The sequence below is a fragment of the Acaryochloris marina S15 genome, assembly GCF_018336915.1.
In the GTDB taxonomy this organism is placed as follows: domain Bacteria; phylum Cyanobacteriota; class Cyanobacteriia; order Thermosynechococcales; family Thermosynechococcaceae; genus Acaryochloris; species Acaryochloris marina_A.
On sequence record NZ_CP064923.1, the window covers coordinates 991,346 to 1,017,354 of the forward strand.

General features: G+C 48.2%; 27 protein-coding genes. 13 read left to right on the forward strand and 14 right to left on the reverse strand.

Annotation, left to right across the window (positions count from 1 at the left end):
• The first annotated feature begins 113 nt into the window (after positions 1-113).
• Together I1H34_RS05300 and I1H34_RS05305 are read left to right on the forward strand one after the other, a co-directional pair.
• A complete protein-coding gene (locus tag I1H34_RS05300) occupies positions 114-524 on the forward strand; it encodes a DoxX family protein (protein ID WP_212664675.1) in 411 nt (136 codons plus the stop codon).
• Positions 525-612: 88 nt separating this feature from the next.
• Positions 613-1,374, forward strand: coding sequence for a hypothetical protein (locus tag I1H34_RS05305; RefSeq protein WP_212664676.1), 762 nt, complete (start codon positions 613-615; stop codon positions 1,372-1,374).
• A gap of 98 nt (positions 1,375-1,472) precedes the next feature.
• On the opposite strand, the gene I1H34_RS05310 is transcribed toward I1H34_RS05305, so the two are convergent.
• Together I1H34_RS05310 and I1H34_RS05315 are read right to left on the reverse strand one after the other, a co-directional pair.
• Positions 1,473-2,249, reverse strand: a complete 777-nt coding sequence (locus tag I1H34_RS05310) for a hypothetical protein (RefSeq protein WP_212664677.1) — start codon at positions 2,247-2,249, stop codon at positions 1,473-1,475.
• A gap of 65 nt (positions 2,250-2,314) precedes the next feature.
• The gene (locus tag I1H34_RS05315; protein WP_212664678.1) at positions 2,315-3,214 is read right to left on the reverse strand and encodes a S1 family peptidase; all 900 of its coding nucleotides are present in this window, start codon (positions 3,212-3,214) and stop codon (positions 2,315-2,317) included.
• Between the two features lie 181 nt (positions 3,215-3,395).
• Between I1H34_RS05315 and thyX the strand changes: the two genes are divergently transcribed.
• Together thyX and I1H34_RS05325 are read left to right on the forward strand one after the other, a co-directional pair.
• Positions 3,396-4,118, forward strand: a complete 723-nt coding sequence (gene thyX / locus I1H34_RS05320; RefSeq protein WP_212664679.1) for an FAD-dependent thymidylate synthase — start codon at positions 3,396-3,398, stop codon at positions 4,116-4,118.
• Between the two features lie 74 nt (positions 4,119-4,192).
• The gene (locus I1H34_RS05325; protein WP_249369823.1) at positions 4,193-5,428 is read left to right on the forward strand and encodes a S41 family peptidase; all 1,236 of its coding nucleotides are present in this window, start codon (positions 4,193-4,195) and stop codon (positions 5,426-5,428) included.
• Positions 5,429-5,746: 318 nt separating this feature from the next.
• Here the strand turns inward: I1H34_RS05325 and I1H34_RS05330 are convergent, their stop codons facing one another.
• From I1H34_RS05330 to I1H34_RS05345, 4 genes are all read right to left on the reverse strand, one after another.
• Positions 5,747-6,478 (reverse strand): LrgB family protein, encoded by a 732-nt coding sequence (locus tag I1H34_RS05330; protein WP_212664681.1) that lies wholly within the window; start codon positions 6,476-6,478, stop codon positions 5,747-5,749.
• Entirely contained in the window at positions 6,471-6,833 is a 363-nt protein-coding gene (locus I1H34_RS05335; RefSeq protein ID WP_212664682.1) for a CidA/LrgA family protein, read from the reverse strand. Before I1H34_RS05335 ends, I1H34_RS05330 begins: the two co-directional genes overlap by 8 nt.
• A gap of 3 nt (positions 6,834-6,836) precedes the next feature.
• Positions 6,837-8,351 carry a threonine ammonia-lyase, biosynthetic gene (ilvA, locus tag I1H34_RS05340; protein WP_212664683.1) on the reverse strand — a complete coding sequence of 505 codons (1,515 nt, stop codon included), beginning with the start codon at positions 8,349-8,351 and terminating at the stop codon, positions 6,837-6,839.
• A gap of 102 nt (positions 8,352-8,453) precedes the next feature.
• Complete coding sequence (locus I1H34_RS05345) at positions 8,454-9,086, reverse strand: hypothetical protein (RefSeq protein WP_249369825.1); 633 nt, start codon at positions 9,084-9,086, stop codon at positions 8,454-8,456.
• A gap of 634 nt (positions 9,087-9,720) precedes the next feature.
• Between I1H34_RS05345 and I1H34_RS05350 the strand changes: the two genes are divergently transcribed.
• From I1H34_RS05350 to I1H34_RS05380, 7 genes are read left to right on the forward strand one after another with little or no spacing between them, the layout of a single operon-like run.
• Positions 9,721-10,434 carry a V4R domain-containing protein gene (locus I1H34_RS05350; protein WP_212664685.1) on the forward strand — a complete coding sequence of 238 codons (714 nt, stop codon included), beginning with the start codon at positions 9,721-9,723 and terminating at the stop codon, positions 10,432-10,434.
• On the forward strand, positions 10,431-10,784 hold the full coding sequence (locus I1H34_RS05355; RefSeq protein WP_212664686.1) for a hypothetical protein: 354 nt from the start codon (positions 10,431-10,433) through the stop codon (positions 10,782-10,784). Before I1H34_RS05350 ends, I1H34_RS05355 begins: the two co-directional genes overlap by 4 nt.
• Positions 10,785-10,792: 8 nt before the next feature.
• Complete coding sequence (locus I1H34_RS05360; RefSeq protein WP_212664687.1) at positions 10,793-11,278, forward strand: globin family protein; 486 nt, start codon at positions 10,793-10,795, stop codon at positions 11,276-11,278.
• 17 nt (positions 11,279-11,295) lie between these two features.
• The gene (locus tag I1H34_RS05365; protein ID WP_212664688.1) at positions 11,296-11,967 is read left to right on the forward strand and encodes a V4R domain-containing protein; all 672 of its coding nucleotides are present in this window, start codon (positions 11,296-11,298) and stop codon (positions 11,965-11,967) included.
• A gap of 48 nt (positions 11,968-12,015) precedes the next feature.
• Positions 12,016-12,498 carry a 2Fe-2S iron-sulfur cluster-binding protein gene (locus tag I1H34_RS05370; protein ID WP_212664689.1) on the forward strand — a complete coding sequence of 161 codons (483 nt, stop codon included), beginning with the start codon at positions 12,016-12,018 and terminating at the stop codon, positions 12,496-12,498.
• A 27-nt stretch (positions 12,499-12,525) separates the two neighbouring features.
• Positions 12,526-12,993 (forward strand): globin family protein, encoded by a 468-nt coding sequence (locus I1H34_RS05375; protein ID WP_212664690.1) that lies wholly within the window; start codon positions 12,526-12,528, stop codon positions 12,991-12,993.
• 45 nt (positions 12,994-13,038) lie between these two features.
• Entirely contained in the window at positions 13,039-14,064 is a 1,026-nt protein-coding gene (locus I1H34_RS05380) for a coiled-coil domain-containing protein (RefSeq protein ID WP_212664691.1), read from the forward strand.
• A gap of 90 nt (positions 14,065-14,154) precedes the next feature.
• Here I1H34_RS05380 and I1H34_RS05385 read toward each other — a convergent pair whose 3' ends face one another.
• The 5 genes from I1H34_RS05385 to I1H34_RS05405 form a co-directional block, all read right to left on the reverse strand.
• Entirely contained in the window at positions 14,155-14,661 is a 507-nt protein-coding gene (locus I1H34_RS05385) for a DUF302 domain-containing protein (RefSeq protein ID WP_212664692.1), read from the reverse strand.
• Positions 14,662-14,721: 60 nt separating this feature from the next.
• Positions 14,722-15,297, reverse strand: a complete 576-nt coding sequence (locus I1H34_RS05390) for a TIGR04376 family protein (RefSeq protein ID WP_212664693.1) — start codon at positions 15,295-15,297, stop codon at positions 14,722-14,724.
• 121 nt (positions 15,298-15,418) lie between these two features.
• Positions 15,419-16,558 carry an NAD-dependent epimerase/dehydratase family protein gene (locus I1H34_RS05395; protein ID WP_212664694.1) on the reverse strand — a complete coding sequence of 380 codons (1,140 nt, stop codon included), beginning with the start codon at positions 16,556-16,558 and terminating at the stop codon, positions 15,419-15,421.
• 160 nt (positions 16,559-16,718) lie between these two features.
• Entirely contained in the window at positions 16,719-17,720 is a 1,002-nt protein-coding gene (locus I1H34_RS05400; RefSeq protein ID WP_212664695.1) for a glycosyltransferase, read from the reverse strand.
• Between the two features lie 30 nt (positions 17,721-17,750).
• Complete coding sequence (locus tag I1H34_RS05405) at positions 17,751-18,926, reverse strand: DegT/DnrJ/EryC1/StrS family aminotransferase (protein ID WP_212664696.1); 1,176 nt, start codon at positions 18,924-18,926, stop codon at positions 17,751-17,753.
• Positions 18,927-19,146: 220 nt separating this feature from the next.
• Between I1H34_RS05405 and I1H34_RS05410 the strand changes: the two genes are divergently transcribed.
• A complete protein-coding gene (locus I1H34_RS05410) occupies positions 19,147-19,725 on the forward strand; it encodes a GNAT family N-acetyltransferase (RefSeq protein ID WP_212664697.1) in 579 nt (192 codons plus the stop codon).
• A 145-nt stretch (positions 19,726-19,870) separates the two neighbouring features.
• Here I1H34_RS05410 and I1H34_RS05415 read toward each other — a convergent pair whose 3' ends face one another.
• The 3 genes from I1H34_RS05415 to I1H34_RS05425 all read right to left on the reverse strand — a co-directional run bounded on the left by I1H34_RS05415 (position 19,871) and on the right by I1H34_RS05425 (position 24,213).
• The gene (locus tag I1H34_RS05415) at positions 19,871-21,154 is read right to left on the reverse strand and encodes an IS256 family transposase (RefSeq protein ID WP_212661567.1); all 1,284 of its coding nucleotides are present in this window, start codon (positions 21,152-21,154) and stop codon (positions 19,871-19,873) included.
• 64 nt (positions 21,155-21,218) lie between these two features.
• Positions 21,219-22,160, reverse strand: a complete 942-nt coding sequence (locus I1H34_RS05420) for a hypothetical protein (RefSeq protein ID WP_249369827.1) — start codon at positions 22,158-22,160, stop codon at positions 21,219-21,221.
• The gene (locus I1H34_RS05425) at positions 22,129-24,213 is read right to left on the reverse strand and encodes a recombinase family protein (protein ID WP_249369829.1); all 2,085 of its coding nucleotides are present in this window, start codon (positions 24,211-24,213) and stop codon (positions 22,129-22,131) included. The genes I1H34_RS05420 and I1H34_RS05425 overlap by 32 nt, the downstream gene beginning before the upstream one ends.
• 212 nt (positions 24,214-24,425) lie before the next feature.
• Between I1H34_RS05425 and pxcA the strand changes: the two genes are divergently transcribed.
• A complete protein-coding gene (gene pxcA, locus I1H34_RS05430; protein ID WP_212664698.1) occupies positions 24,426-25,874 on the forward strand; it encodes a proton extrusion protein PcxA in 1,449 nt (482 codons plus the stop codon).
• The last annotated feature ends 135 nt before the right edge of the window (positions 25,875-26,009 follow it).

A 26,009-nucleotide genomic window follows, 5' to 3' on the forward strand; every position in this document is an offset into this window, starting at 1 on the left:
TTCATTCCCCATTATAGTTTTGTGAATGGAAACGCTTCGGTTAATTCTGCAGTTGACGAATACCCAAATTTGCATAAGGTTAAAGTGAGTCACTCAGTAGTGAGAAATCAGCCATGATTGATCGGCTATTGCCTCTAGTTGCTAGAGGTTTTCTATCGGCAGTTTTTATCCGTTCCGGCCTTGCTCACTGCTTCAATTTTGCAGGAACCCAACAGGCAATCTCTAGTAAAGGCCTGCCCTCTGGTTTAGCCCTAGTTATGGCCATTGGAGCAATTCTATTACTGCTTGGTGGTGGGCTTTCGGTTTTATTTGGTTTTAAGGCGCGCTGGGGTGCGATCGCATTGATTGTCTTTTTAGTGCCCGCCACTCTGATGTTTCATATCAACTTTGCCGAGCAAATGGAACAAATCCAGTTTTTGAAAAATGTGAGTTTAATCGGTGGGCTTTTGCTCCTAGCTCAAAACGGCCCAGGTCGATACAGTTTTGATAATCAGGAACTGCGTCGAAGTTATGGGAAATGGTAGGTTAAACTCATGTTGGGACTTGTGTTGGGTTATTTAAGCCCCTCAGCATCCCACTGCCATTTTGTAACGACTGAATTAGGTCAAATCCATGACCAAGGTTTCATCTCTCCCTCAAAATATTTGGCATTGGTTTGCCGACCATGTGATTTCACCGGTTCGACACACATTCTGGTCAGATGTGACGGCGAGTGTGTTGGCTCGATTGAAACAGTTTGGTCATCGTTGGTCTCAAAGAGCTGATCGGCAGAGATTAGGCGTTTGGTTTATTGCCTTAACTGGTGCATTCTGCCTCATGGTGTGGAATGGGATGCTACTGGTTGCCCTATCCGTTGGTTTAGGGACAGCACTGCTTATCCAGCAGCAGCTTTCAACTCCCACCCTTTCATGGCATGCAGTCGTTAAATGGTTGTCTAGTTCCCATTCCACCACTGTTGTAGCCATTAGTGGTGGTTTATTGTCCTTAACAGCTAGTTATCTGACCTTACAAATCTGGCAAGACACCAACAGTTTTGGCTTAGCGTTCGCCATTCTGTTGCAAGGATTAGGGCTGTTAGTGGTTCTCGGTCTCTTGGCCTGGCAACTTCTTAAGCAAGAGAAGGAAAGTCTCCATATAAGCCAAATTGATTCTTGGATTAATCAGTTGACTGCCCTCGATCCATTAAAACGACTCATTGCTGTTCGACAAATCTGTCACTATCTTGAATCATCCCCATTCGATGATATTCAGGCCAAAGAAATACGAGATTATTTGCAGTTACTTCGACAGCAAGAACAAACCCCTTCAATTCAGAAGGCTATCTCTGAAGGTTTAGATATCCTATCTTCCCTGAACTCAACAACTTTAAATTGAAGCAAAGCGTCGTTGAGTCTAACTCAATGCTTACGCAAGTTGAAATAGATGAAACTCCCTAGATTCTTAGGATCTACCCATTTAGCTGAAAACTCAGACTATTTTGAAGAGGTAGGCTCTTTAGTGGAAGCAGGAGCTGGATCGGCATCAAGATTTTTGCAAGTTGGATTATAGCTATAGGCTGTTTTCCAATTTTTGACCGTCTTTTTATCCAGAGGAATCAGAACTTTGGCTCCATTGGAAAGGGTAAGCCGAACCCGAGTTTCTTTAATGGGGGCTTGAGACAAAATGCTAGCAATTCCTGAGTCAACGCTAAATAGATTCCGTGTCATATACCAAGTCCCACTGGTGGTGTTTTTACCAAAAAAACTGGTGTAACTATAATCTTGGGAATAGACTTCAGGCTTTGCTGATGATTGGGGCGGTAACTGTAGCAACTGCCCCCCAACTCCTACTTCTAACAGTGTCGGGATGATTGCAGTTGGATCCACGCGGCCTTGGGCAGGAGCATGTTGAATAATCATCTCAACAAAACAGCCTTCAATCTTACTGCCCCATAAAGAGATAAACGCACTCCGTCCAGGCGCAGGACGACTTGAACGTCCAAAGATTTTTCCATCCAAATCTGAGCCATCAATGTGGCGATCCGCAGTAACTTTACCCAGTTGCGTGTCCACTAAACTCTCTCTAATATCCACTGTTTTTTTGATAGGGAGTTTCTTGCCACCCCACTGCACCCCCTGAGTTGTAGTGAGATTATCTTCAAAGATGGCATCATCTTTATCAGCTAATGCTGGTTCAAGAATTAATGAGTTACCTGCAAACACCAAACTAATTGAAGTGAAACCAATACATAAATTCTTTTTGTAGGTCATTATTCTCAGAACTATCAAATGTATAAAGCGAAATCAAAAAGACTTAGTCAATTGTTTAGAAGGGATTAACAGGAACTACCCGCACATACAGGAGAGGACCCATCATTGGCCTTGGGACGAATGGGTTTGGGTCGCCTAGGACGTCTAGGGGTAGCAGGTGTGGGACTAGACGTTGGCTGAAAGCCAGGTGGAGAAACTGGTGGGATAGCAGGATTAACAACTGGTGACGGTGACTTAGCTGTTGAATTGGGTGGAGTCTTAAAATCCAGTTTTATCCCAACTTTGGGGGCTATAGATAAGAAAGTTTTGATGGGGATTCCTAGGTTTAGCCCTGCTTTAACCTGAACGTCACCTTGGACATCCGTTTCTGCTCGGCCATGAATCCCCACTAATTCTCCGTTGGTATTGAGGACAGGACCACCACTCATCCCTTTACGGGTAATGTTGGTATAAATCAGGGAATATCCATCTTTCGCTTTAGGATTGACGCCGGACACTTTTCCGTCGGTAAATTGAAAAATACGATTTTCAATGGCTTGGCCTGGATCAGGATAGCCAGCGGTATAGACAATTGAGCCAATTCCCGCTTCCTCAGCCTTAGCTAGCTTGGCGCTGTTGTAGTCTTTGTCACTGGTAAAGGTCACCACCGCCAAATCAACCCCAGGAAACTTCTTAACTGTTTGATATTTCACCGGATGTTTTTTCCCATCCTGGGTGACAATATGATATTGAAAGTCCGAATGTCTAACGACATGCTCAGCAGTCAAAACCGTATAGGTTTTGTCCTTCTTGTTGATGATTACCCCAGACCCTGGATAATCGCTAGCAATTAGAACCGTAAAATTCTTAGCACTTTTGCCAATTTGGCTAGATGGCAAACTAAAAGCAACCTGCGTTTGTAGACAAACGACGCTTGCTGTCAGCATTCCACCCAAAACTACTCTTGGATTATTGTTAAAGCGCATCGTTTTTCCCACTTACCTTAGGAGAATCATACTCAAGGTCTTCAAGAACTTCAATGATGATGCTTTCCTTAAGAAAAGAATGTCTCTATTTTCTAGACTTAAGATGACACTGCATCAACATCTAACCAAGGGGATTTTGCAATCCACTTTTGGGTGAGTTTACTGGAAGTAGCATCACATTATGGACGAACGGTTTACGGTTGAGGTCATTTCCCAAACCCCCAATCCCCAACAGATTACCTATGCTGCCATGCATCAGGACTATGCCGAACAGTTGGTCGCGACTGATCGGGATCAATGGCCAGAGGAAGCGAAATGCGGAGAGTTGGTGATTAGGAATTTGCTCCAAGGCAATCGCGGTCATTATGGCCCCCTTGAGCATCCTCAAATTGTGCTCAACTTTGGCTATTTTCCCCACAGCACCATGCAGCAAATGCGGACCCATCGGAATGTTTCTTTCGATGTGCAGTCTTTTCGGTATACGGGGCAGCGCATTTTAGATGTGGTGGCCGGCACCCAAGAACTAGAAGATGTTTTCTACTTGCGCCCCGTGGACACCTATACGAATCGCCAAGGTAAAAAGTATGACTATACCCTGGAGCAACGACAACAAGATTTGGACTGGTGCCGCCAAGCCTGTCAGCGCTATGCCGAGCGGATTGAGCAGGGATTGGCAGAAGAGCATGCCCGGGGACTGATTCCTTTTGATGTTCGCCAGCATTGGGTCATGAGTGCCAATGCCCGATCCCTCATGCACCTATTAGATATTCGCGGTAAGTACGATGTCCAAATGGAAACCCGGGTCATGACGGAGTTGATGTTTACCCAATTTCAGCAGTGGATGCCGGAAGTGGCTGCCTGGTATGAAAAAACCCGCTGGCGCAAGGGACCTTTAGCCCCCTAATGATCGTCAACTGGATCTTTGTGCATGGTCCCATGTACAAAGGTGCCATCGAGTCCCCCAGTGAAAGGTCTCCTATGTCTAAGGTTCATGTGCAAGTGTTGCGGATGGTAGGAGTTGCGATCGCAACTCCAATTCTGACTCTATCCATCGCCGAAGCCAAGCTAGAAAACAGCCATAAAGCGCTGGTGGATCAAGCCTGGCAAATCGTTCAGGAAGAATATGTCGACCGCACCTTCAATCAGCAGGACTGGCAAGAAGTCCGCCAAGACTATTTAAGTCGCTCCTACACCTCCAAACAGGACGCCTATGTGGCCGTCAGCAAGATGGTGCGGAAGCTTCAAGATCCTTACACCCGCTTCCTCACCCCCGATGGCATCAAGGATCTCGTCGACAATGTCTCAGGTGGGTTTATTGGTGTTGGTGTCACGGTTTCCCTTGACCCCTTGACGCGAGAATGGCAGGTGCTAGAGACCGTGGCTGACTCTCCTGCCGCTGTGGCTGGCATTCAGCCTCAAGATATTGTGGTCAGTATTAATGGCACCCCGACCTCGGAGATTAATCCTCGTCAGGCCAGCGAATACATCATTGGAGCCGTGGGGAGTAAGGTCACCGTTCAGATTCGCAGAGGCAAAGAATTTTCTCGCCATCAGCTGGTGCGGGAAAAAATTGACGTCAATCCATTAGTCTACGAAGTGCAAGAAACACCGAAGGGGAAGGTCGGCTATATTCGGATGCCTGTTTTCACTACCCAATCAGCTAAAGCCATGAAAACAGCTCTGACGGATTTAGAAAAGCGAAACGTCAAAGGGTATGTCCTCGATCTGCGTCAAAATCCTGGCGGCGTCTTTGATGCCAGTATCGACATTGCCCGCATGTGGATGGGGAAAGACCGCTTAATTTCCAGTGTGGATGAAAAGGGCAAGAAACAAAACTTTATTGCTTATGGACCGGTCCTTACCAATAAGCCCCTAGTAATTTTGGTAGATGAAAAATCTGCCAGCGCCAGTGAAGTGTTGGCTGCCGCCCTCCAAGATCACAAGCGGGCTCAGCTCGTGGGCACCCCCACCTTTGGCAAAGGGGTTGTTCAAGTGTTGAAAAGTCTAGAAGATGGGTCTGGATTGGTGGTCACGGTCGCCAAATACTATACGCCCAATGGCAAAAACATTAACCAGCTTGGCATCAAACCTAATGTCTTTGTCAAAAGTGAGGACGGCAAGCCTTTCAAGCCAGAGCCGGGTCAAGTTTTACCCCCACAATCCGATTCTCAATATGCTCGGGGACTCAAGGTTTTAACTAGAAAGCTGAAATAGCGTCAGCCATAAAAAAAGCTAGCAAGTCGCTAGCTTCAACAGAATCAGTCACGTTGTATCTCATTTCGAGGAAACCAAACTGCGCGTTCCCAGTTGTGCAGCAGGCAAATGTAACATTCCTCACATTTTCTATCGTAATGTAACAACAAACACAAAAGTTGATACATAAACCTTTACGTTCTGAGGCGGATACTGCATAAATTTTGTTTATGAGTAATATGGATAATCGCCCAAAACAACCGCTTCAGGGTAAAGATGGCGTGAAATCTAGGGGATTGTCAGAGGTGTAAAAAGTAGAGGTGTAAATTCTGCATCGTTTTAAGCCCCCAGATTTAACATTCGTAACAGCCAGGGTAATAGGGCAGCAGACACAAAGGCCGACAAGGCCATCCCTAACCCCGAAAATGCTCCCATTTCCCCACTAATCTGAAAAGCCCGAGCTGTGCCAATGCCGTGGGATGTGATCCCCATGGCAATCCCCCGGACGCTATCATCCCGGATCCCCAACCAGCGAAAGATAGGAGTGCCCAAAGTTGCGCCAATAATGCCCGTCATCACCACCAACACGGCTGTTAAAGACGGAAGGCCCCCGACTTTTTCGGTAATGCCCATGGCCACGGGGGCCGTAACGGATTTGGGTGCTAGGGACAGAAGAGTTTGCGGGGTTGCACCTAGCAATGCGGCAGTTGCGATCGCACTCAGCGCTGCGGCACTAATCCCCACCACTAAGGCCAAAGTTACTGGCAACCATAGCCGTCGTAATTTTGCCAATTGCTTATATAGGGGAATGGCTAGGGATACCGTCGCTGGCCCCAGCAAAAAGTGAACAAACTGAGCCCCTTCAAAATAAGTGAAGTAAGACGTCTTCGTTAGAGATAGCAACCCAATTAGCAATCCCACCGCAATGGCCACCGGGTTCAACAACGGATGCCCTTTTCCCCACCGATAGATCCCATAGGCCAGTTGATAGGCCGCCAGGGTAATACTCAATCCCAACAAGGGTGAGGCGGCTAAGTACACCCATATTTCCGTCAAGTTTGACTTAGGCATCGGAGCGTCTCCTCAGAGTCAACACCTTACTCGTGATCTGCATCGTCAAGGCCGAGACCATTAACGTCACCACCGTACTCACCAATAGTGCTGCCAGAATGGCCCATCCTTCACTGCGAATGCGCTGAAAGTGAACCATCACTCCCACCCCCGCAGGCACAAATAGTAACGACAAATGGCTCAATAAGGTCGTGGCTGCGTTCTCCACATCTTCTGGAATTTTGCCCAGCAGGATCAACGTCAGCAACAGCAAGAACATCCCCACAACCGGCCCTGGCGTCGGTAAATTAAGCAGCAGAACCATCACTTCTCCCAAAAGCTCGTAGAGAAGTAGCACCATGAAGCCTGTAATCATAATTTATCCCAGAAAAAGCTGGTAGGCAGGGTTTTGACTTTCATCAGAATAGGGATAGCCCAAGGTATCTAAGAAGGATTGCCATTCATTCATTTCATCAGGGGGCACCTGGGTTCCCACCACAATGCGCCCATAATCCGCACCATTATTCCGATAGTGAAACAGGCTAATATTCCAATCAGGACTCATGCAGCCTAAAAACTTGGTTAGGGCACCAGGGCGTTCCGGAAATTCAAATCGATAGAGCAGTTCATTGCCAGCCATGGGCGAACGGCCCCCCACCATATGTCGCAGGTGTAGCTTTGCTAATTCGTCATCGGTGAGGTCCAAGGTTTTAAACCCTTGTGCTTCCAAAGCTTGAGCGATCTGAGCCGCATCAGCTCGGTTCTGAATTTGCACACCAATAAAAATATGGGCTTCCTGGCGATCGGCAATTCGGTAATTGAACTCTGTCAAATTATGGTTGCCTAGACAGGCACAAAACTTGCGAAAGCTACCCCGCTCCTCCGGAATTGTGACTGCAAAAATAGCTTCTCGCCGTTCTCCTAACTCGGCCCGTTCTGCTACAAATCGCAGCCGATCAAAGTTCATATTAGCGCCGCAGGCTAAGGCCACCAGGGTTTGGTCCTGGAGTTGCTCCCGCTCAATATAGGCTTTTGCTCCTGCCAGTGCTAAAGCTCCCGCCGGCTCCAGGATAGAGCGAGTGTCTTCAAAGACATCCTTGATAGCAGCACAGGTATCGTCTGTATTTACTAAGACGACCTCATCTACATACTCTTGGCAGAGACGAAACGTTTCTTTGCCTACTTCGCGGACCGCCACGCCATCGGCAAATAACCCCACATGGGAGAGGCGCACTCGCTTACCTACCTGTAACGATTGATGCATAGCCGCCGCATCCACCGGTTCAACCCCAATAATCCGAATCTCGGGACGCAACCGCTTGATATAGGCCGCAATCCCCGAAATTAACCCCCCTCCACCAATGGCAATAAAAATGGCATGGATCGGCTTTTGGTATTGGCGCAAAATTTCCATGCCGATGGTGCCTTGGCCCGCAATCACATCCGGGTCATCAAAGGGATGGATAAACGTTAGCCCCTTTTCGTCTGAGAGCTGGCGGGCATGGACATAGGCATCGTCGTAGGTATCCCCATAGAGCACCACTTGGCCACCCCGTGCTTTCACGGCGTCAACTTTGACATTGGGCGTGGTTACTGGCATCACAATCAGAGCCGTTGTGCCTAATTGTCGTGCTCCTAACGCTACCCCCTGGGCATGGTTGCCCGCAGAAGCAGCAATTACCCCTTGGTGAAGCTGATCGGAGGGGAGTTGGGCCATTTTGTTATAGGCCCCCCGCAACTTAAAAGAAAATACCGACTGCATATCTTCTCGTTTCAGGAGAATACGGTTCTGCAAGCGGTCAGAAAGGCGGGGAGCCAATTCCAGTGGACTTTCCTGTGCCACATCGTAGACCCGCGCTGTCAGGATGCGTTCAAGATAATCTGGATGACTCACAGGGCGTCCTTGCCGGTTTCAAAAGCGAAAGAATTAACTCTACTTTACGCTTTCTTACAACCGAAAGACGAGCCTCAAGCTCGGGTAGATGCCGAGGATAGGTTAGAGCTGCCCTAATAATTGGGACAGATCGACAATCTCAGGGAATTTAGTGATCACTTGAGAACAGGATTTGACAAACCCTTTGACCCACTTCTGAGCCAACTCTTTCTGCTGGTCGTCTAGAGACTCGGACGGATCTGCTGAGAAGGTAACGGGTTGCGATCGCTGAATTTGAAACTGTTCAAACCAGTCATTTTGGGGACGTGCCGCTTGCAAATAATTAGTCGTGATGGCCGCACCTAAAAAGGTGGTGCTACTTTCTTGTAGTTGATTCAAGATTTGCAGCAACGCATCGGCAGTAACGGTGGGTTGAGGCGGACTAACGGCAGGCTCAGGTAACGGGACACTCGCCGTCTGGTTCGGAGTTTGGGATTCTCCCAAAATGGCAAAAATGCGCTGTTCAACTTCTTTTAGTTGAGGTTCGGGAGTAAACGATTGTGCAGTCAACCCCTGATGATACTGAACGAGGGTATCTAACTGCCGGATCATCAGATCAATTTCACCGCCACTATAAAGGCTCTTTAGAACCTGCTCGAGATCCATAAAGGTGGAAAAATCATCGCCCATATCCTCTACTTGGGACAAATACGGATCTTTCTGACGATAGAGCTTCCGTATATAGTAATTGGTCATGGGTGAGATCTTGGTAGGCACAATCGAACCTTTACTGCGCAAATAAGGTCAAAGAAGTTGATTCTAAGGTGAAGCTCCTATATTTAGGTTACACATTCTCTGAGATTGATCAGACACTCAAACAACCTTTAGCAGAAGAAAAAATTGCTTTAAGGTCAAAATGCTTAAAAGCAGGATTATTTCGCTGATTTACGAAGTTAAAATTCCTACTGAAATAGAATAAAAAGACTGCAAATCCGTAATTTCACCGATTTAGTCTCATCAGAAGATATGTAATCCTAATAAATATTATTCTTAAGCAAAATATTGTTTTACTGTTTATATCAAAGAGTTCTTAGACTATAAATTTTGTCCTAAAGTACCTTCCAGATTCAGTGAGTGATGCTTTGCATCCACTGCTCATGAGTATTCTGACAAACTCTTATTTTTTACAGACAATATCTTCATCATTAAATCTGCCTGATTAGTAGAATCGCACTTCAAAAAGGGCATTCTTTAGATAGACAAAGTTCTCTGCACGGTTCGCGATTCCAGAGGACATTTGTTGGCTTATCAGTCTTAGGTCCATTTGAGCCTTTGCTAAGTAACGAATGCCCATTCGTCATTGAAATTACATAAAAAAGGGTTAGTCTCAATGGTTTTTACACCAGCTGAAACCGCTGCCAGTATGCCTGTAGGTAACACTGGTCGTTCATTCAAGCAATCGTACCCTCACAAGCTAAATCACTATCGCTTTGAGGATTTCTTTACCTTTAATCATGCAAAAGGCACAATCGACGATTGGCATGAATCTCGCAATATTCTGGCGAGTGAAGATTTTATTGTGGCCTTGATCGAAGGTTTAGAACAGGAAGTCGGTAGCGCTTCAACGGTTGTGATGTACAACATCGGCCAAGAGTGGGGCAAGCAAGATGCAGTCTTTTTCCAAAATTGGTTTGAAGCTCAGTTCCAACAATCTCTACGTAAATGCCGTCCCTCTCTTGCCTTAGAAGCTTGGTGGTGGCCCTTTACTAGCCAGGGCTGGGGGAATTGGGAAGTTGATCTAGACAATCAGCAAAACGGTTTCATGTTTATCAATATTTTCGATTCTGCCGTTGCCCGCACCCTGGGAGATGTCGGCAAGCCTGTCTGCCATATTTATGCAGGCTTATTCGCTGGCTTCTTCTCTCACCTGGTGAATAAAGAACTCAGCTGTATCGAAACCCAATGCTATGCCATGGGTGAAACCTACTGCAAATTCTTGCTGGGCAAAAAAGATCGTATTGATGCTGCCACATTTTGGCAAAACGAAGGCGCTACAGCCCGAGATATTGAAACCAAGCTTCATGGTGGGGAATACCTATCGTGAATAGTTGGAAATATCTAACGGTTCGTGAATTTCTAGAAGGATATAACTGGTCAGGACAACCGATTCCCCAAGCTGACCCTATCCCTGAAGCAAGTGAGTCTATTGCATGGCAACGTCAGACGGTACAGACATTTTTTAGTCAATTCAATTGGACAGGACGCCCGGTAGAGAAACCAGCGATTGTAGCGGCCGCTCCATCCTTCTCTACTCGTTTAAGTGTGCAGGCGTTTTTTCAGCATTTCACCTGGGAGGGGCAACCTAATATTGCGGCGATGCCCAACATTCCCCCATCATCCTCGATCACGATTGAGGATGATCTGAATCTAAATGACTTCTCGGATATGTTTTGAGGATTACCATGCAATCAAACTTTGAAGATTATCTGCGAGCCGCAGAGGATCATTATTTACAAACCCCAGAAATGAACGGTTTCAAACAGCAGGTCGATGCCCTGCAAGATCGACTAGCCCTTTATGAAACCCTACGAGATCAGGAACTGATTATTTTTCAGGCCATTGCCGATCAGTTAAACAATGAGACCTTCTCCAATTCCCAATCTGATCAAGAGAAAGTGTTTACCCACTGGATGTCGCTGTTACGCTATAGCGCCATGGCCATGCTCACGGATCAGCCCCAAACCCTCACCAGCCAACTGAGCTGGCTCAAGGATGTGGTGGGTGGAAGTGAATTTACCCCCCTTCACCAGAAGATGAGTGAGCTGTTGCACCTGAGTTTAGATGCCGTTTTATCCCAGGATCAACTTGCACTACTAGAGCCTTTCCTCCAAGAGGCAAATAACACTCTGGTAGGCCAAAGCAGCCCCGAATTAGCAATGTTGAGTTAATGACCAGAGGAAAAAATATGATTGCTGTTGAAGAATTAATTGGTCAAAACCACATCCCCGGTAATTTCTTTGCACCAGAGGTCTATGTGCAAGGAGATACCGAACTAGGGCTGATCGAGAACCGAGAAGGATCTCGGCTCATTGCCCTGCCTGATACCCTACTCAAATCTTTATACAGTAGCTTAGAGCATGAGGTCGGTCCCGCTGCTGATTTAGTTCTGAAGCAATGTGGTCGTTGGTGGGGCAAGAATTTTTACCGCCGGTTTGCCTCAGAAGTCAGCGACTACTACGGCAAAACCCTGGCTGAGATGGAAATGGTGGAATTCTTACAGTCCTTCAAGGAATGTTGGAAAACCTACGGCTGGGGCCTAATCGATTTTGATTTTAGCCACCATCACCAAGGTTTTTTGGTGATCACCACCCAGAATTCTGCTTTCGCTCAAGCACGAGAAACAGGAGATAAACCCTCTTGCTTTGTAGAAATGGGGTTGCTCAGTACTTTTTTTAGCCAACTAACCGGGCGAGAGTTGGACGGAGTGCAAACATCCTGTGAGTCGATGCAAGCCGACTGCAATCATTTCATCTTTGGATTGCCTGAGCGCATGAAAGCCGCTGAAGATTGGGTCAAAGAAGCACAGGACCATGACACCATCCTGGCTCGGTTATGTGATAGCCAAGCTGCAGGGTAGGGCCATGTTGATGCAGTTGATGAATATTCCATTTTGGAGAAGTGAGCAATGGCCAAAATAGTTAGGTTGGATCCGATTGGTCAAGAAACAAGCGTGCCGACCAACGATAACTTGCTGTCAGCATTGCTTAAGAACGAGTTGAAAGTCCTCCATGAATGTGGAGGACGGGGGATGTGTGCAACCTGCCATATTTTCATTAAAGACGGCATGGAGCATTTATCTCCCTTGAGTCGCCGCGAACAGCGAACATTGGGGGCAATCACCACCTGCAAACTGAATTCTCGCCTCGCTTGCCAAAGTAAGGTCATGGGAGAAGGGGTGGTTGTCGAACTCCCTACCGGTATGTATCTCAGTGATGTCAGTGACATCGATAGCCTGATCGGACGTCGAACGGAAGAAAATATCCTTCATCCTATTGATGGTCGTGTCTTAGTCGAAGCTGGAAAGCTGATTACCCGGTCCATGATCAGTCAGCTGGAAGAAACTCGTAGTGATGTATCCACTCACTTAGCCAATTCACAACTTGTATAACAACAGATTTTATCTGGGGGAAATAATATGCTGTCACAATTGAAGCGACTGAACATTGAAGCAGATGGCCGGTATGCCACCGAGGCAGATCTAGCCTTTCTGAAATCCTATTTTCAATCCGTGCGCGACCGCATTAGCGCCTATGAAAAGATTAGGGATGACGAAGACGCAATTATGGATCAAGCGGACGAGGTGTTAACGGCTGCGGATCCACAGGTTTTCCATAAAGGGTCTCAAGATTATTCCGACACTTGCCGACGCGATCGCAGAAATACATTGCGTCATGCCGCCTCGGCCATGCTGTTTAACGATTTGGATTGGCTGCGAGATGATCTCCTACTCTGGCAGAGAACCATTGTGCATGCCGTCAAGGATGAGCAGGCCTCTACCCTAACTTGGCAAGAGATGCCGGGGGTCTTAAAAGACCATTTATCGGAAGAAGAAGCAGAGTTAATGATGCCTGCGCTCCGCCTCAATCAGGCCTTATTGAATTAATCATTACGGAACCATTATTGAGAGTTTTTAGGATTTCTAGAAATTATGTCAGCCTCACAAAATACACCTGGGAGTAACAGTGACTCCAATTGGCTTGATCTTGCTGAACCAGTTGCGGTTGTAACCGCCATCGGTGGTTCAGTTCTCGCTATCATGCTTCAACAAATCGCCGTAGCTTCTGCGGCTTCTATCCCATTGGCCCTATCAGCCACTCTAGGCCTGGCTAATCGCCGACGTCAAATGGGCGCGTTCCAAGATCAACAACGTATGGAAATGGCCCATCTGCTCCAACAAAACCAAGCTGATTTCCAGGCTCAACTGGACCCGATGAAGCAGGCGAGTGAAGGGGTACAGTCTCAGATTGAGCATCTCACCAAGCAGGATACTCAAACCGTACAAACCATTGCCACCCTCAATACTCAGACTGAGAAACTAGAGTCGACTATCGCCTCCCTACAAAACAACCATAAGCAAGGGGAATCAACGGTCATCACCTTGAGCGAGCAAAGCCAAGCCACTCAAACCCAAATGGATGAGCTATCGACTCAGTTTCAGGCGATGCAAGCTGCGATCGCAAAGTTGCAATCTTCGGCCACAGACTTAGGAAGTCAGGTAGAAGATCAAAAGAGCAGTGCCCAATATCTAGCGGCCCAGACAGAAGGGGTTGAAGAACTCGTCGATATCCTGCGAGAGATTGATGCCCTAACTCAAACCATTTCAGCCAATCCGAACGTTGCGACTCATTTCTTTGAGCGAGGTCTGACCCGTAAGCGTCTCCAGCGACTGGAGGATCAGCGCGTAGCCATGGAAGATTTCTCCCAGGCCATCCGCTTAGAGCCGACCTTCGCGAATGCCTACTACGAACGTGGACTGTTGAAATCTGAATTTGGTCATAAGCAGCATGCTGTAGATGATTTGCGTACAGCTGCTAAGTTCTACTTTGATCAAGGAGACTTGACTCAGTACGAAAAAGCCCGAGAGTTGAGCCAAGAGATTCACGACCTCATTGCCGGGTCTCCCTCCCCAGAAGAAGAAACGGAACAGTTCTTGCTCGAGAATCTGTTCGGTTAAGGCCAATACCTCTATCTTGAACGACCCATTGCCCGTAGCGCTGATTTGACTGCTACGGGCAATTCTTGTGTTCAGGATTTTTGGTACATATCACTCCTGGGTTGCCGCCTGGGCAAACTTAGCCAGCGCTTGCTCAATTTTGGTCAACACTGCATCACAGCCCTCTACCTGATGACGCTGTGCCAAATATTGGGGGTTGTTATAGGACAGCCAGACTTTGCCCGTTTTATCTTCTCGAATCAGAGCCTTTTGGGGTAAATCAATGGCCACGGTGGGACTACATTGCATCAGCGGCGTGCCCACCTTAGGATTACCAAACACCACTACTTCCGTAGGTGGCAGGGATTGCCCTACAGATTGAGCCCCCGCAGCATGATCAATCCGGGTAAAGACTGTCATGCCTTTGTTCTTTAAAACCTGAACCAGCCGATCGGCAGTGGCGGCCACTGAATGCTGGCTTTCGACCTGAACTAGCCCTTGTTCGTCAGCCTGTTCAGTCGAATTCTCAGAGTCAGATTCCGCCATGGCTAGATGGGGAACCGCTCCTAAAGACAAACAGCAGGTACAACTCATCAGCAATAACAGTCTAGGCAACATATCCAATCCTCAAAATAGCTATATTCTTTAAGCAGTGTATACCTAGCGGCTCTTATCTCCTTAGCGTCCCATATCCCGCTTTAATTCTTCAAATTCGGCATCCCGTTCCCAGTTCTTAAATTGCTCTTCTAAGGGATCAGGATCGCTCAAGGAGACCCGCTTATACCAGCCTTTTGAGGGATCGGGCGGTTGTTTTGACGATGGGCTGGGTTGAGGCTTCCGAGGCATTTGCTTAATTTTTTCCTTCACCTCTTTTTGGCGAATCTGAATTTTTTCTAGCAACGTCTGGGTTTGCTGGAGACGAGTTTTGGTCACCTCCATTTGGCCCCACTGCTGGTTTCCTTGACTGAGCAATGAGGCTTCTCGCTCTTTGGCGGCAGTGGCAAGATCCTGTCGTCCAGCCCGCTCGGCTTTTTTAACGCGCTCATGCCAGCGCTGAATCTCGTTGGCAGTGGCTAAAATAGCGTCCTGTTGGCGTTTTTCTTCTGCTTGCAGGTCAGTCAGCAATTTAGCTGTTTTGACTTCTTGTTCTCGGATATTGTCGGCAAGAACCTGTAATTCCAGGTGTGGATGGGCTCGGAGAAACTCTTCGAGCTGTTTTTCAAGAAAGCGGCTTACATCATCAAACACGTTCATCGTCAAAGCCTCAGTAACATCTGGCTTGAGTCCACTGTTCTGAGTGTGTCATATTTCCTCAGCGGTGGTCAGCTCCCTTTCAGCATTCCCCTTTGATGTCTCTTGTCCTGCAGCAGCAGGGCTAGACCACGCTCGCTAAGGACCGCTCCCGTAACTGCTCGACAATGGACCAATACCAATCCATATTACTTAACAGCGCATAGGTAATGAATTTGAGGTTATCGGGATGTTCAGTAAATTGAGGGCTAAAATCGGTCCCTAGGAGCTTGTGAGGATTGCCCCAGGTATGGACAACATAGTTTTGAATCTCTGCCGGCACCTCGGATTCAACGATGATCGGCTGGCAGTCCGAGGGTAACAAGGCCTCGATTTGGCCAATCATGGTGCGGATAGCAGTGGGTTGCCCTTGGCCAATGTTGTAGACCAATTCTGAAATGTTATTGATCTGGGGACGAGGCTTGGGCAGTGTCAGTAAATACAGTAAGGCGCGGGACACTTCCGCAGCAAAAATAGTATCTCGGGTCTGTTCACCAGGGGAAAACTGACCTTGACGCCCCCAAAGTTCAAAGGGGGTCTGCTCTAAGCTATGCCACAAAATCTGCGTATACAGATTGCCAAAATTTCCCTTATGCTGCTCTGTTACCCCATAGATGGAGAAGAATCGACAGATTTGAACGACTAGGTTGTTGCATAGGGCTTGCTGGATGGCCATATCTTCCATCATCAGCTTGGCGGTTTCATAGAGAGAGGCCGGCCACACCCTTTGGTCTTCCAGGGACGGACGTTTTTTACATAGACTGCTCGTCGAGGCAAAAATCAGGCGGATGTTTTCTGCAACACACCATTCCAGGATCGTTTTCCAGCTATCAACTTCATCCAAGACCTCTTCCAACGTATGAAAGTGAGGGACACTGGACCGTCCTCCCACAAAGATGACAATGTCTGGCTGAGTGATGGGGTTTAGGGCATAGTCTTTGTGGCAGCGGGTATCGACTTGGTTCCTGAGGATGGCCGGTAAATTTTCCCGTTTACCCAGACGTAGGTCATCGTTGATGGTCAAACGATCCAAGGGATAGCCAAATTCATAGAGCTTGGTCACCAGATGGGAACCCACTTGCCCACAGCCACCCATGACGCAAATGCGTTGAGACTGTAGCGCCTGAATCGCTAGTCGATGGGGATCATTAAGGGTCTTGTTGACATACCAGTCTTGAATATCCTGAGCATTCAGATCAAAACGGTCGAGGGGAAAGGGTGACATGGGAGAACACAGGTTGCTCTTGGCACTATAAACGAGAACTTTGGCTTTATGGGCTTTTTATAAGGAATGTGTCTCGGAGTTTACTCTACGGAAAGTGAAAAAAATTTCCATGCATCAATGGCACAAAACGCTATGTTACCCATTCCCTAAAGTAGCGATGCTAGGTTTCAAGATGAGCGGCAAAGTGTTCTAGCTTCTGCTGCCAGAATTGGGCGGGTTTCCCTTCTGGGAAATATTGGCTGATATAGTCATAGCCATTGTGGGCCAGGGTATTTCTTAAGGTCTCCTCTTCCAGCTGGAAGAGGCACTTCACCACTTCTTCTGGGGTCTCTCCGGTGAGGGCTGTTTTGCCCTGTTCCATACAGAAGTTGGCCCCCCGTGCCGTTTTACCGACCACAACAATTCCTGCCGCCATGGCCTCTTGAGGTGGTAAGGCACAGCCCTCAAAATTAGCCGAGGCTAGGAAGGCTTGGGGACGTCGGAACTGCTGAGTTAGGGCCTGCAGGGAGATGCCATCAATCAGTTCAAATCGCCAAAAACGCCCACCTTGCTGTTGATAAAGGGTCTGAGTTTCTAGGATAAAGTCTTTGCCTTTGCGGGGGAAGGCAAACAACAATCCCTGTTCTCGCTGGGCTTGAGGGATAAAGGGAAACAGTTCTTTATCCACAATGTTGGGAACGATTTCTGCCGGTTTGCCGGGATAGGTCTGGGCGCAAACCCCCTGCATCAGATCTGAGTCGGTCCAGAGTAGGACGCGATCGCTGCGATAGTCGAAATCGGTTTTGGTTTGGAGGGGAGATTGTTCATATGCGATCGCAACTCCGTCTACATCCTTTATCAACTGGGTAGCATAATCAGGCACTAGGCAAATATCATCAGGCCGTCGATCCTTCCAGGCCATAAAGGGCAATGGGCGCTTCACCCCAAATACATCCCCATAGTTATTTTGGCCACTCATGGTCGCCAGAACTGCATCAGCGCCACATTGGCGGGCCACCCAACAATGCCGCATGATATTCATCGTGCCGCCATAGACTTCAGTCACATATAACCATCGCCGTAGGGACCAATTGGCTAACCTAGGCTTTCGCGATAGGGTCGCTTCCAGGGTTTCCCAGAACCACCCTTGCTTTAAATCTGGAATTAAAAAGACGATACGCATGACAGACAGAACGCTGTAAAAAGAGCAGAATCAGGCCGCGATGGCAGAGGCATCTAGACTTTGATGGACTGCTGCCACAACATCCTCAACGTCTTGGTCTAGCAATTTAGCGGACAACGGAATGCTAACGGTTTGCCGACCAATGCGGGTGGCATGGGGATAATCCTGAGGTTGCCAGCCAAACCGTTGTTGATAGTAGGGATGCTCCGGCAGACTCAAATAGTGAACACCAGTGCCAATATGTTGACGATGCATGGCGACCAAGAACTGGTCACGGCTAATCCCCGTCTGGCTTTCATCAATGAGGAGGGTGTAGAGGTGATACCCATGAATAGTATTGGGCTCTGGAGGCGCGGGAAGGGTCAGGGGCAGATCGGCAAGGGTCTGATTGTACTGCTGCCAGATTTGCTGCCGTCTATGCCAATAGGGAGTCACCCGCTGCAGCTGATGAATACCGATGGCGGCCTGAATGTCCATCATGTTGTACTTAAACCCTGCTTCTACCACTTGGTAATGGTTATAGCCATCATCACTAAATCGTTTCCAGGCATCTTGGCTCATGCCATGGAGGGCCAACACTTTAATTCGATCCGCATCTTCTTGGGTTTGGGTGAGAATCATGCCCCCTTCCCCCGTGGTGATGTTTTTGGTGACATAGAAGCTAAAGCAGCCAAAGCTACCAAAGGTACCAGCTTTGCGCCCCTGATATTCCGTTTCGATGGCATGGGCACAGTCTTCAATCAGTACCAGGCTATATCGCTGGGCTAACTCGCAGAGGGCAGTCATATTGCAGGGACGACCGGCAAAATGGACGGGAATAATGGCTTTGGTTCGATCGGTAATTTTGGCTTCGACCTGAACCGGATCGATATTCAGGGTGACCGGATCGACATCTGCCAAGACCGGGACACCCCCCGCATGGATAATGGCATTCGCCGTGGCGCAGAAGGTTAACGGTGTGGTGATCACTTCATCGCCAGGTTGAAGACAGGCCGCCAACATACTGAGGTGCAGGGCAGCGGTGCAAGAGTTGACTGCGATCGCATGTTTGCTACTTTTATAGGTGCAAAAATCTTGTTCAAACCGCATCACCTTAGGGCCGGTACCTAACCAACCCGTTTTCATGCTGGCCATGACTTCTTGCATCTCTGCCTCTTTAATGGCGGGAGAACCAAATACCAAAAATTGGTCTTTTGAACGGGGCATGCATCTCACTCTCTTAGAGGATGTTAGGTCAATCTCGCGGCAACGAAATCATCAAAGAAGCGTGTTGAATGCTCAACACCATTCTCCATACTGTAATATTCCCTATTTCCAAGAATCAGCCTACAGGTTCCATCAGACTTCAGATCGGTCAATTGTTGATCTAGAATTGCCTCAATGCGGGAATTCTAGAAGGAGACCGACTTTTCTCCCGTCCATTTTGATGAATCTCAATATTCGGTTGGCTCGCCCTGCAGACATGGAGCAGGTTCTCGATATTCAGCAACAAGCGATCCAAAGGCTATGCAGCAGAGATTACAGCCCTGCCCAAGTAGATGCCATTGTCCAATCTCAACATGAATGGCGAGGCCAACAGGAGCTGATCTATATGGCACAGAAAGATCATTATCTGGTTGGTTTCATTGCCTTTAGCCTCTGTAGCACCAAAATTTTAGGGATTTATGTGCATCCAGATCACACTCGTCAAGGAATTGCCACGCAGTTACTGCAGTATTTTGAACGTCGAGCTCTGGCTGAACAGCGGCCGACTATTGAAGTCTTCTCTTCCCTAACCGCTGTCGCGCTCTATCAAAGCCAAGGCTATGTCTCAGTCCAAAAGACCAAGATTGATGCACTGGGCGTTTCGGTACCTTGTTTGTTTATGAAAAAATCCGTGACCTCATCCTCCCTTAGATTTACTCTTCCCCCTAGCCAATCCTCATCGCCTCATGGATTTAAACTTGAACCTGAGGTGCTATGGGCATTCGTCTGTATTTTTCTGTTGTTGTTGCTCTTTTTATAATCAACAGATCTAATTCAGAACTCACTGGTGTTGTCATCTGCCGCCAGCCCTTGAGGATCATAGGCTGTTGGTGACAAGCGAAATCGTCCCTGTACTTTGACCAAGGCAGGAAGTTGCTTCATCGCAAAATAGTTAGTGTCCCTATTTATTCGCCACGGTTTTTGAGGCGATCATGCTTGGCATGATCCCTACGAGAGACGAGAAAGAAAATCGCTAAACAGCTCTCCTCATTTGGGAAAGCACCAATTTCGTCAGCCTTGGTTCGGAATTTCCGGAACAGCCTTTCTAGCGCATTGGAAGTACGAATCAGCGAATGAAGGGATTCATCAAAATCATAGAAACTCAAGGTCAGGGCAAAATCTTTGATGAAGGTTCTAACAGCATCGGGTTCAAGGTCTGTCCATTTCTGTGCAAACACGAGCAACGTCACAATCGCTTCTTCCCAGTCTGGCGCTTTATAGATAGCATAGGCATCGTGTTTAATTTGTGAATATCGCAGCTTCTTTGCTTCAGAGTGGGAGAGTTCTTGTCCTTGAGCATCCAGGTGTGGCAATTGCTCATAGCCCAAATGCCGGAGCATCGCTCGAACCTTGTGGGTAATGCATCGTTGATGTTGTGCGAGGGGAAACAGAGCGCGAATTACCTTAGGTAGTCCAGTGGTGCCATCACTGACAATCAGCTTCACCAAATGGGTTTGCAATCCTCGGTGCCGCAGGTGCTCAAAGAACAGTAGCCAGGCTGCCTCAGATTCTTGGACAGCCATTTCGTAATGAAGAACGGTTTGTGTCCCATCTGGCCATATCGCCATGGCCACTAAGATGACTCGGTCTTCCGCACGACGTAGCTTCCGGATATGTCCAGCTTGGTCTTCCCAAAAGTCTTCGGAGGCGCATTGAACACTCGCCCACACTCCATCAACAATCAGAATAAAAGGGGTTTTCTCAAGACGAGTTTGACGACTTTGGAGCATTTGCTTCTGAGCTTTGAGAGTAATCCGGTTAATGGCATTCACGGATAAAACTGCTCCCAGGATCTCATAGAGAGCTTCTTGCAAGTCTCGAAGCGATAAACCCATGACATACAAGCCCAGGCAAAACTCTAGAAGGCTACCGAGGGCTCGTTGGTAACGCTCTAGAATCTTCCACTCTCGGTCTGCATTCCCTTTCCGTAGTTTCGGGACAGATAGTTGAGCAATCCTGCCGTACTGGGTATCAAGAACCCGCTGATAATAGCCTGAACGTCGAGGGCGAGTCCCTTGAAGCTCTGATAGATAAGCTTGGACTTCTTCGTCTAGTGCTGACTCTACTGCTATCTGGGTAACTCGGTTAGCCTCAAGGCGCAGGGTTGCTTCTAAAGCTTTGTTAATAGAGGCATATGAACTTTGAGACTGGATACGGATAATCTGCTGCTCACGTTGGGAAATGTTCATCAAGGAGTGCTCCGAATTCTCTATTATCAGAGCATTTCAGCTATTCCAGCTCATGGCGAATAAATCAAGACACTAACGCAAAATAGGTCATGGGCCCCGGCAAAGACTGAGAGAGGTTCTCCCTAGGACTCGACTGGGCTAAGGAGTCTCCATGGACGATAAATTGATTTCCTTCCTTCCCGAAGATTTGCTCTGGGGAGTGCCATTGTTGATGGGCGTAAGGGCGGCGGTACTCAAACGTGTAAATATCTGGGTTCCATATCTGTTCAAGGGCCTGACGATCAATCAAACGATAGGGAACATCATTACCAGCTCCTGCTTTTTCAAAATAAAGCTGCTGATCTATCGCTAGGGCAACATGGTCTAGATAGGTGCGGTTGCCATGCTGGTGGTACACCAACACAATGTCTCCTGGTTGAGGGGTGGCCTGGATCTTCATGGACCCCTGCCGCAATGTTTGCAACATGGGGTGCCTATCGGTCACAAATAGGGTGGGGGCGGGTGGATTGTCTTGCTTTGCCAACCGCAAGATTTCGTAGAGGGTGCCCCAACAGTTGGCAGCGAGTTTTGTCGGGGGGCTGGCAGGCGTAAGGTTTTGTTCGTGAAACCGGTGTCGGTTCCAAGCCTGTATGGCCGGGGGCATGAAGTCCATGAGATTGTAGTTGCGATCGCGATCGTAATACGCTAAATTTCGCCGATTATGCCAAGTCGCGTAGGTGGTTACCAACTGCTGCCATTGCCGATAATTTAAACGACCAAACTCAAATCCCAAGGCCGTTTCCCACACCGGCAGTTTAGCATTGGCATCGCGGTACAGGCGACAGGAATAGGAGATATCCTCTGCTCCTGCCAAGGGTACAGAACAGGACTCCACTGACGTCACGGGTATCTTGCGAAACTCACTTTTTGCAGGTTCTACCCATCCCATGAAGCCAAGGGCAGCCAAGCATAGCTGCACCGAAGACTGGAGACTTTTAGACCTTAACAACGTCAGGATTGGCTTCATCCACCTGTTCCCTCTGAACTTGTGAGTCATTATCCACTAGGGGAGTGGACGCATCAACCAAAGGTAACAATGGCCCCACCTGTTCTTGTCCACTAACAGATAAGTCACTATGACAGAGAAACACCTTTTCCGTGACTCGGCTCAATAAATCTAACAACAGTCGCCGCAACTGAGCCTGGTCATTATTCATTTCCTCTTCGACCGTCAGAGGTTCCCCAGACCAGTCACGCAGACAAAAAGGCGCACCCCAAAGAATCACGGCTCCACCGCCATGCCACAGGGCCGAACCCGCATCTAACCAAAAATGCCAGCGATGGACCTGCCGCGCCATCCGATACTGAAACGTCGTCGCCAGCATCACGGCCCGTCGGGGTTGGCCATTGGGATTCACTGGAAAGGGATTGGCCGTTAGGGTGCCTTGTCGCAGGAGCTGAATAAACTGACCGACGGTTTCTGGCAGAGGAGGATGGCGAGTTTGGGTCTGCCGCAAGCGCTCGTCCACCTGCCAATAATGCTGAGCCGTCTCCATCAGCTCCCGCAACACCGAGAGCTGATCGTAACTGAGGGCATGGGGGGCCAAAAATTCCTGGATGGCGCGATCCAAAATAAACACGGGATTTAGGGTGAGATAGGGCTGTGGCGTCGTTGAGCCTTTTTGTTGTTGATCAAGCCAACTCAGCAGGTTGTTGTAGGCTGTGGTGGCCTGATGTCCCAAACGGTCCCACCGGGGGAAGGTCTGGATGGGCAGCAGTTGTGGATGATCGGGATGGGGTTGAAAGCAATAATCGGCGAGTAATCCGGCGCGCACAGGATCGATAATGCCAGCCGCACTAGCTAGGGAAGGAGACCGCTGATGGGTGAGTACAACCAGCATTTCGGCAATCTGCTCTGCATCGACAAGGCGGCCTAACCCAGGATAGACCAGGGTTAAAAGGGTCAATAAGGCCCGGATGATAGCAGAGCTATTGAGGGGGCGCTGATCCTTGAGGGATTCAACGGGAATCCCTTTGGCCGTCAAAATTTCGATCAGGGTGTAGCGGGCAATCGTATCGAGACCGGGACCAATCACAGCAATCTCTTCTGGCTGAGCCTGCCCAGACTCAATCGCTTCAATAATTTGATCGGCAGTTTGACGTAAAAGCTGGGCGCGGGAACTCGTCTGCAAACAAGTCAGCGGTTCCGGTAACTCAAAGGTTTCTCCACTCACAAAGGCGACGATGTTATGGCCTAGAACAGCTCCTAAAGAAAGCGTAAAATCCTGATGTAAAGTTTGCAGTTGGCAGACATCCCTTAGCCCAGCTAAACATTCAGGATCGGCCCCTAACCCCAAACGAATCGCACCATTGGGATTAAAACTAAAGACGCCCAGCTCTCCATGATTCAGCCATACCTGAAAGATGTCTCGGGCAATGGCAGGATAGCTATCCACATCATCCGCAAACACGCCTTGATATCGCTGTAACAAATGGTCTTGATAGGCCGGATCGGGTAACAAATAGCGCCAGTACAAAGCCGTGAGAATGCCATAGGTAAGCAAGCCCTGCTGCAAACACCAATCCCGCCAATCCATCAACATTTGAGCAATGGTTTCAGTTAAAGCCCTGTCACACTTCAGCTCCCCTAAGCCATCCTCCAAGCGGCGAGGTAAGTCCTCTAAGGCAATACCGCCAAAAGCGGCAAGCTGGAGTAAATCCAAGATTTGTCGTACCCACCGATCCGGAGACATATTTTCTAGCTCTTGCAGTTCCTCCCAAGGCGCTGTGTGCCAAAACTGGGCGGCTAGCTCTTGTTCTGTTTCCGGGCGCAGGCGAAGAGGGAATTGGGCCTGTAATCCCAAAGCTTTGATCACCAGGGGCCAAAACAGCATGACCTCATTTTCGAAGAAGCCCAGGGGGGTCGTGGATTGGACGATGATTTTGCCCGTAGTGGCTTGGGCAATCCCAGGCATCAATACCTGGCGATTATCGGCATTCACGGCAAAAACTAGGGCCGTTTTTACTGCAGGCTGAGCGGTCTCTCCTCCGATTGCAGGAGACTGATTAGACCAGTCCACTAGATGCTGAATCAGCGCGGTGGTCTTACCGCTACGAACCGGACCCGATATCCAAATAGGAACAGAAGTCAGCGAGAAACAAATTTGCTACTATACGACATACCTATTATGAGGTTATGTCTTAATTCTGGTAGGTTTTGCTTACATAACGTCTCAGGACATCATGCCCCCATGACCCATACCCCCAGATTGCAGCATCGAGTAGGGCAATCATGAGTTCTTCTTCACCAAACCCATTTAGGCGTTCGCTTAAATTTGTTGAGCAATGGTATCGGGAGACTCCCCAGCGAGCTTTAGACGGTGCCTATGAAGCAGCTCGCGCCATCGAAGAAATCGAGAAAAAGCATTTTAAAGGTCAGCCCGTTCCGCTCCGCATCCGAACGGAAAGTGTGATGACCAACTACTTCCAGACAGAAGTCCAAAAGAATCTCCAATTTATCCAAACCCGCTTACGAGAGTTCAAGTCCAGCTCCCTAGTGGTCGAAGTCGCCGACAAGCTCAAGCCCCCCAGCATCCCTCCAGCTCCCACCCCTATAGACACTCCAGACACCACTGATTTCACCGATGAGTACGATGTCACCTCCAAGGAGTACAGTTCAGAACTCGTCTCGCCCTCCGTCGATGCTCAAGGCGCATTAGACAAATTAGCGTTTATCGATGCCGTGCTGAAACGGTACCGATCGGCTTCCATTCAACGAGAAGCAGCGGCTGCAGCCACTAAAGGGTCTAAACCTTCTACCCAGAAACCTGGCTCAGAGAGTAAGAAAAATGCTCCTCAGCCACTTCCCATTCAGTCGGTTCAGAACTCTCTGTATGAATCGGAATTCACCTCAGATGACATTTCCGATGACCCTTCCAAGTTAGACAGCAGTAGCTTTATTCCCCGGTCAATTCTGCGTACAGCCACCCGCTTCCGCAAAGAATTAAACCCGGATCCAGGGACTGAAGACGACATCCTCAATGACTTTCGCAATTCTAGGGTACGAACCAGGGCCGCGGTTAGTTTTGTCTTAGGGTTAATGATTGTCCCCTTGCTCACCCAGCAAGTGTCCAAAAACTTGGTCATTGGTCCCTTTGTAGACAAATTAAAAGGCCCAGAACAAATTGAAATTCGGATTAATCCTGAAATTGAAAATGAGGTCCTGACTGAGTTATCCCGCTTTGAAGAACGACTCAAATTTGAAAGTTTAACCAGTCCCATCTCCCTTTCCCCTGCCGAGATTCAATCCCAACTCAAAGCCAAAGCGGCCGACCTTAAAGAAGAATATCAGTGGGATTTACGGCAACCCTTAAAAAATGCCATCTCAGATTTATTTTCGCTGATTGCTTTAGCGATCTACTTTTTGCTCAATCGTCAAAAGATTGCGATTCTCAAATCTTTTTTCGATGAGATTATTTATGGGCTGAGTGACAGTGCCAAAGCCTTTATCATCATTCTATTTACAGACGTATTCGTCGGATTTCACTCTCCTCACGGCTGGGAAGTGATTGTTGAAAGTGTTCTGGGTCATTTTGGCCTGCCCCAGGATCGCAATTTCATCAATATGTTTATTGCCACTTTTCCGGTCATGCTGGATACAGTGTTCAAGTATTGGATTTTCCGCTATCTGAACCAAATCTCTCCTTCCGCCGTTGCTACCTACCGCAATATGAATGAGTAGATCTACGCCTAAAAGCCTTGACCTCACTGTGTTTAATCAATACCCTTGCAATCAATAAAAAGATAAAAATCCCCTGCAATTTCTCGCAGGGGAGTGAAAGCTTTTGTAACCGTTTGGTATAGCCCAAAGAGGGTG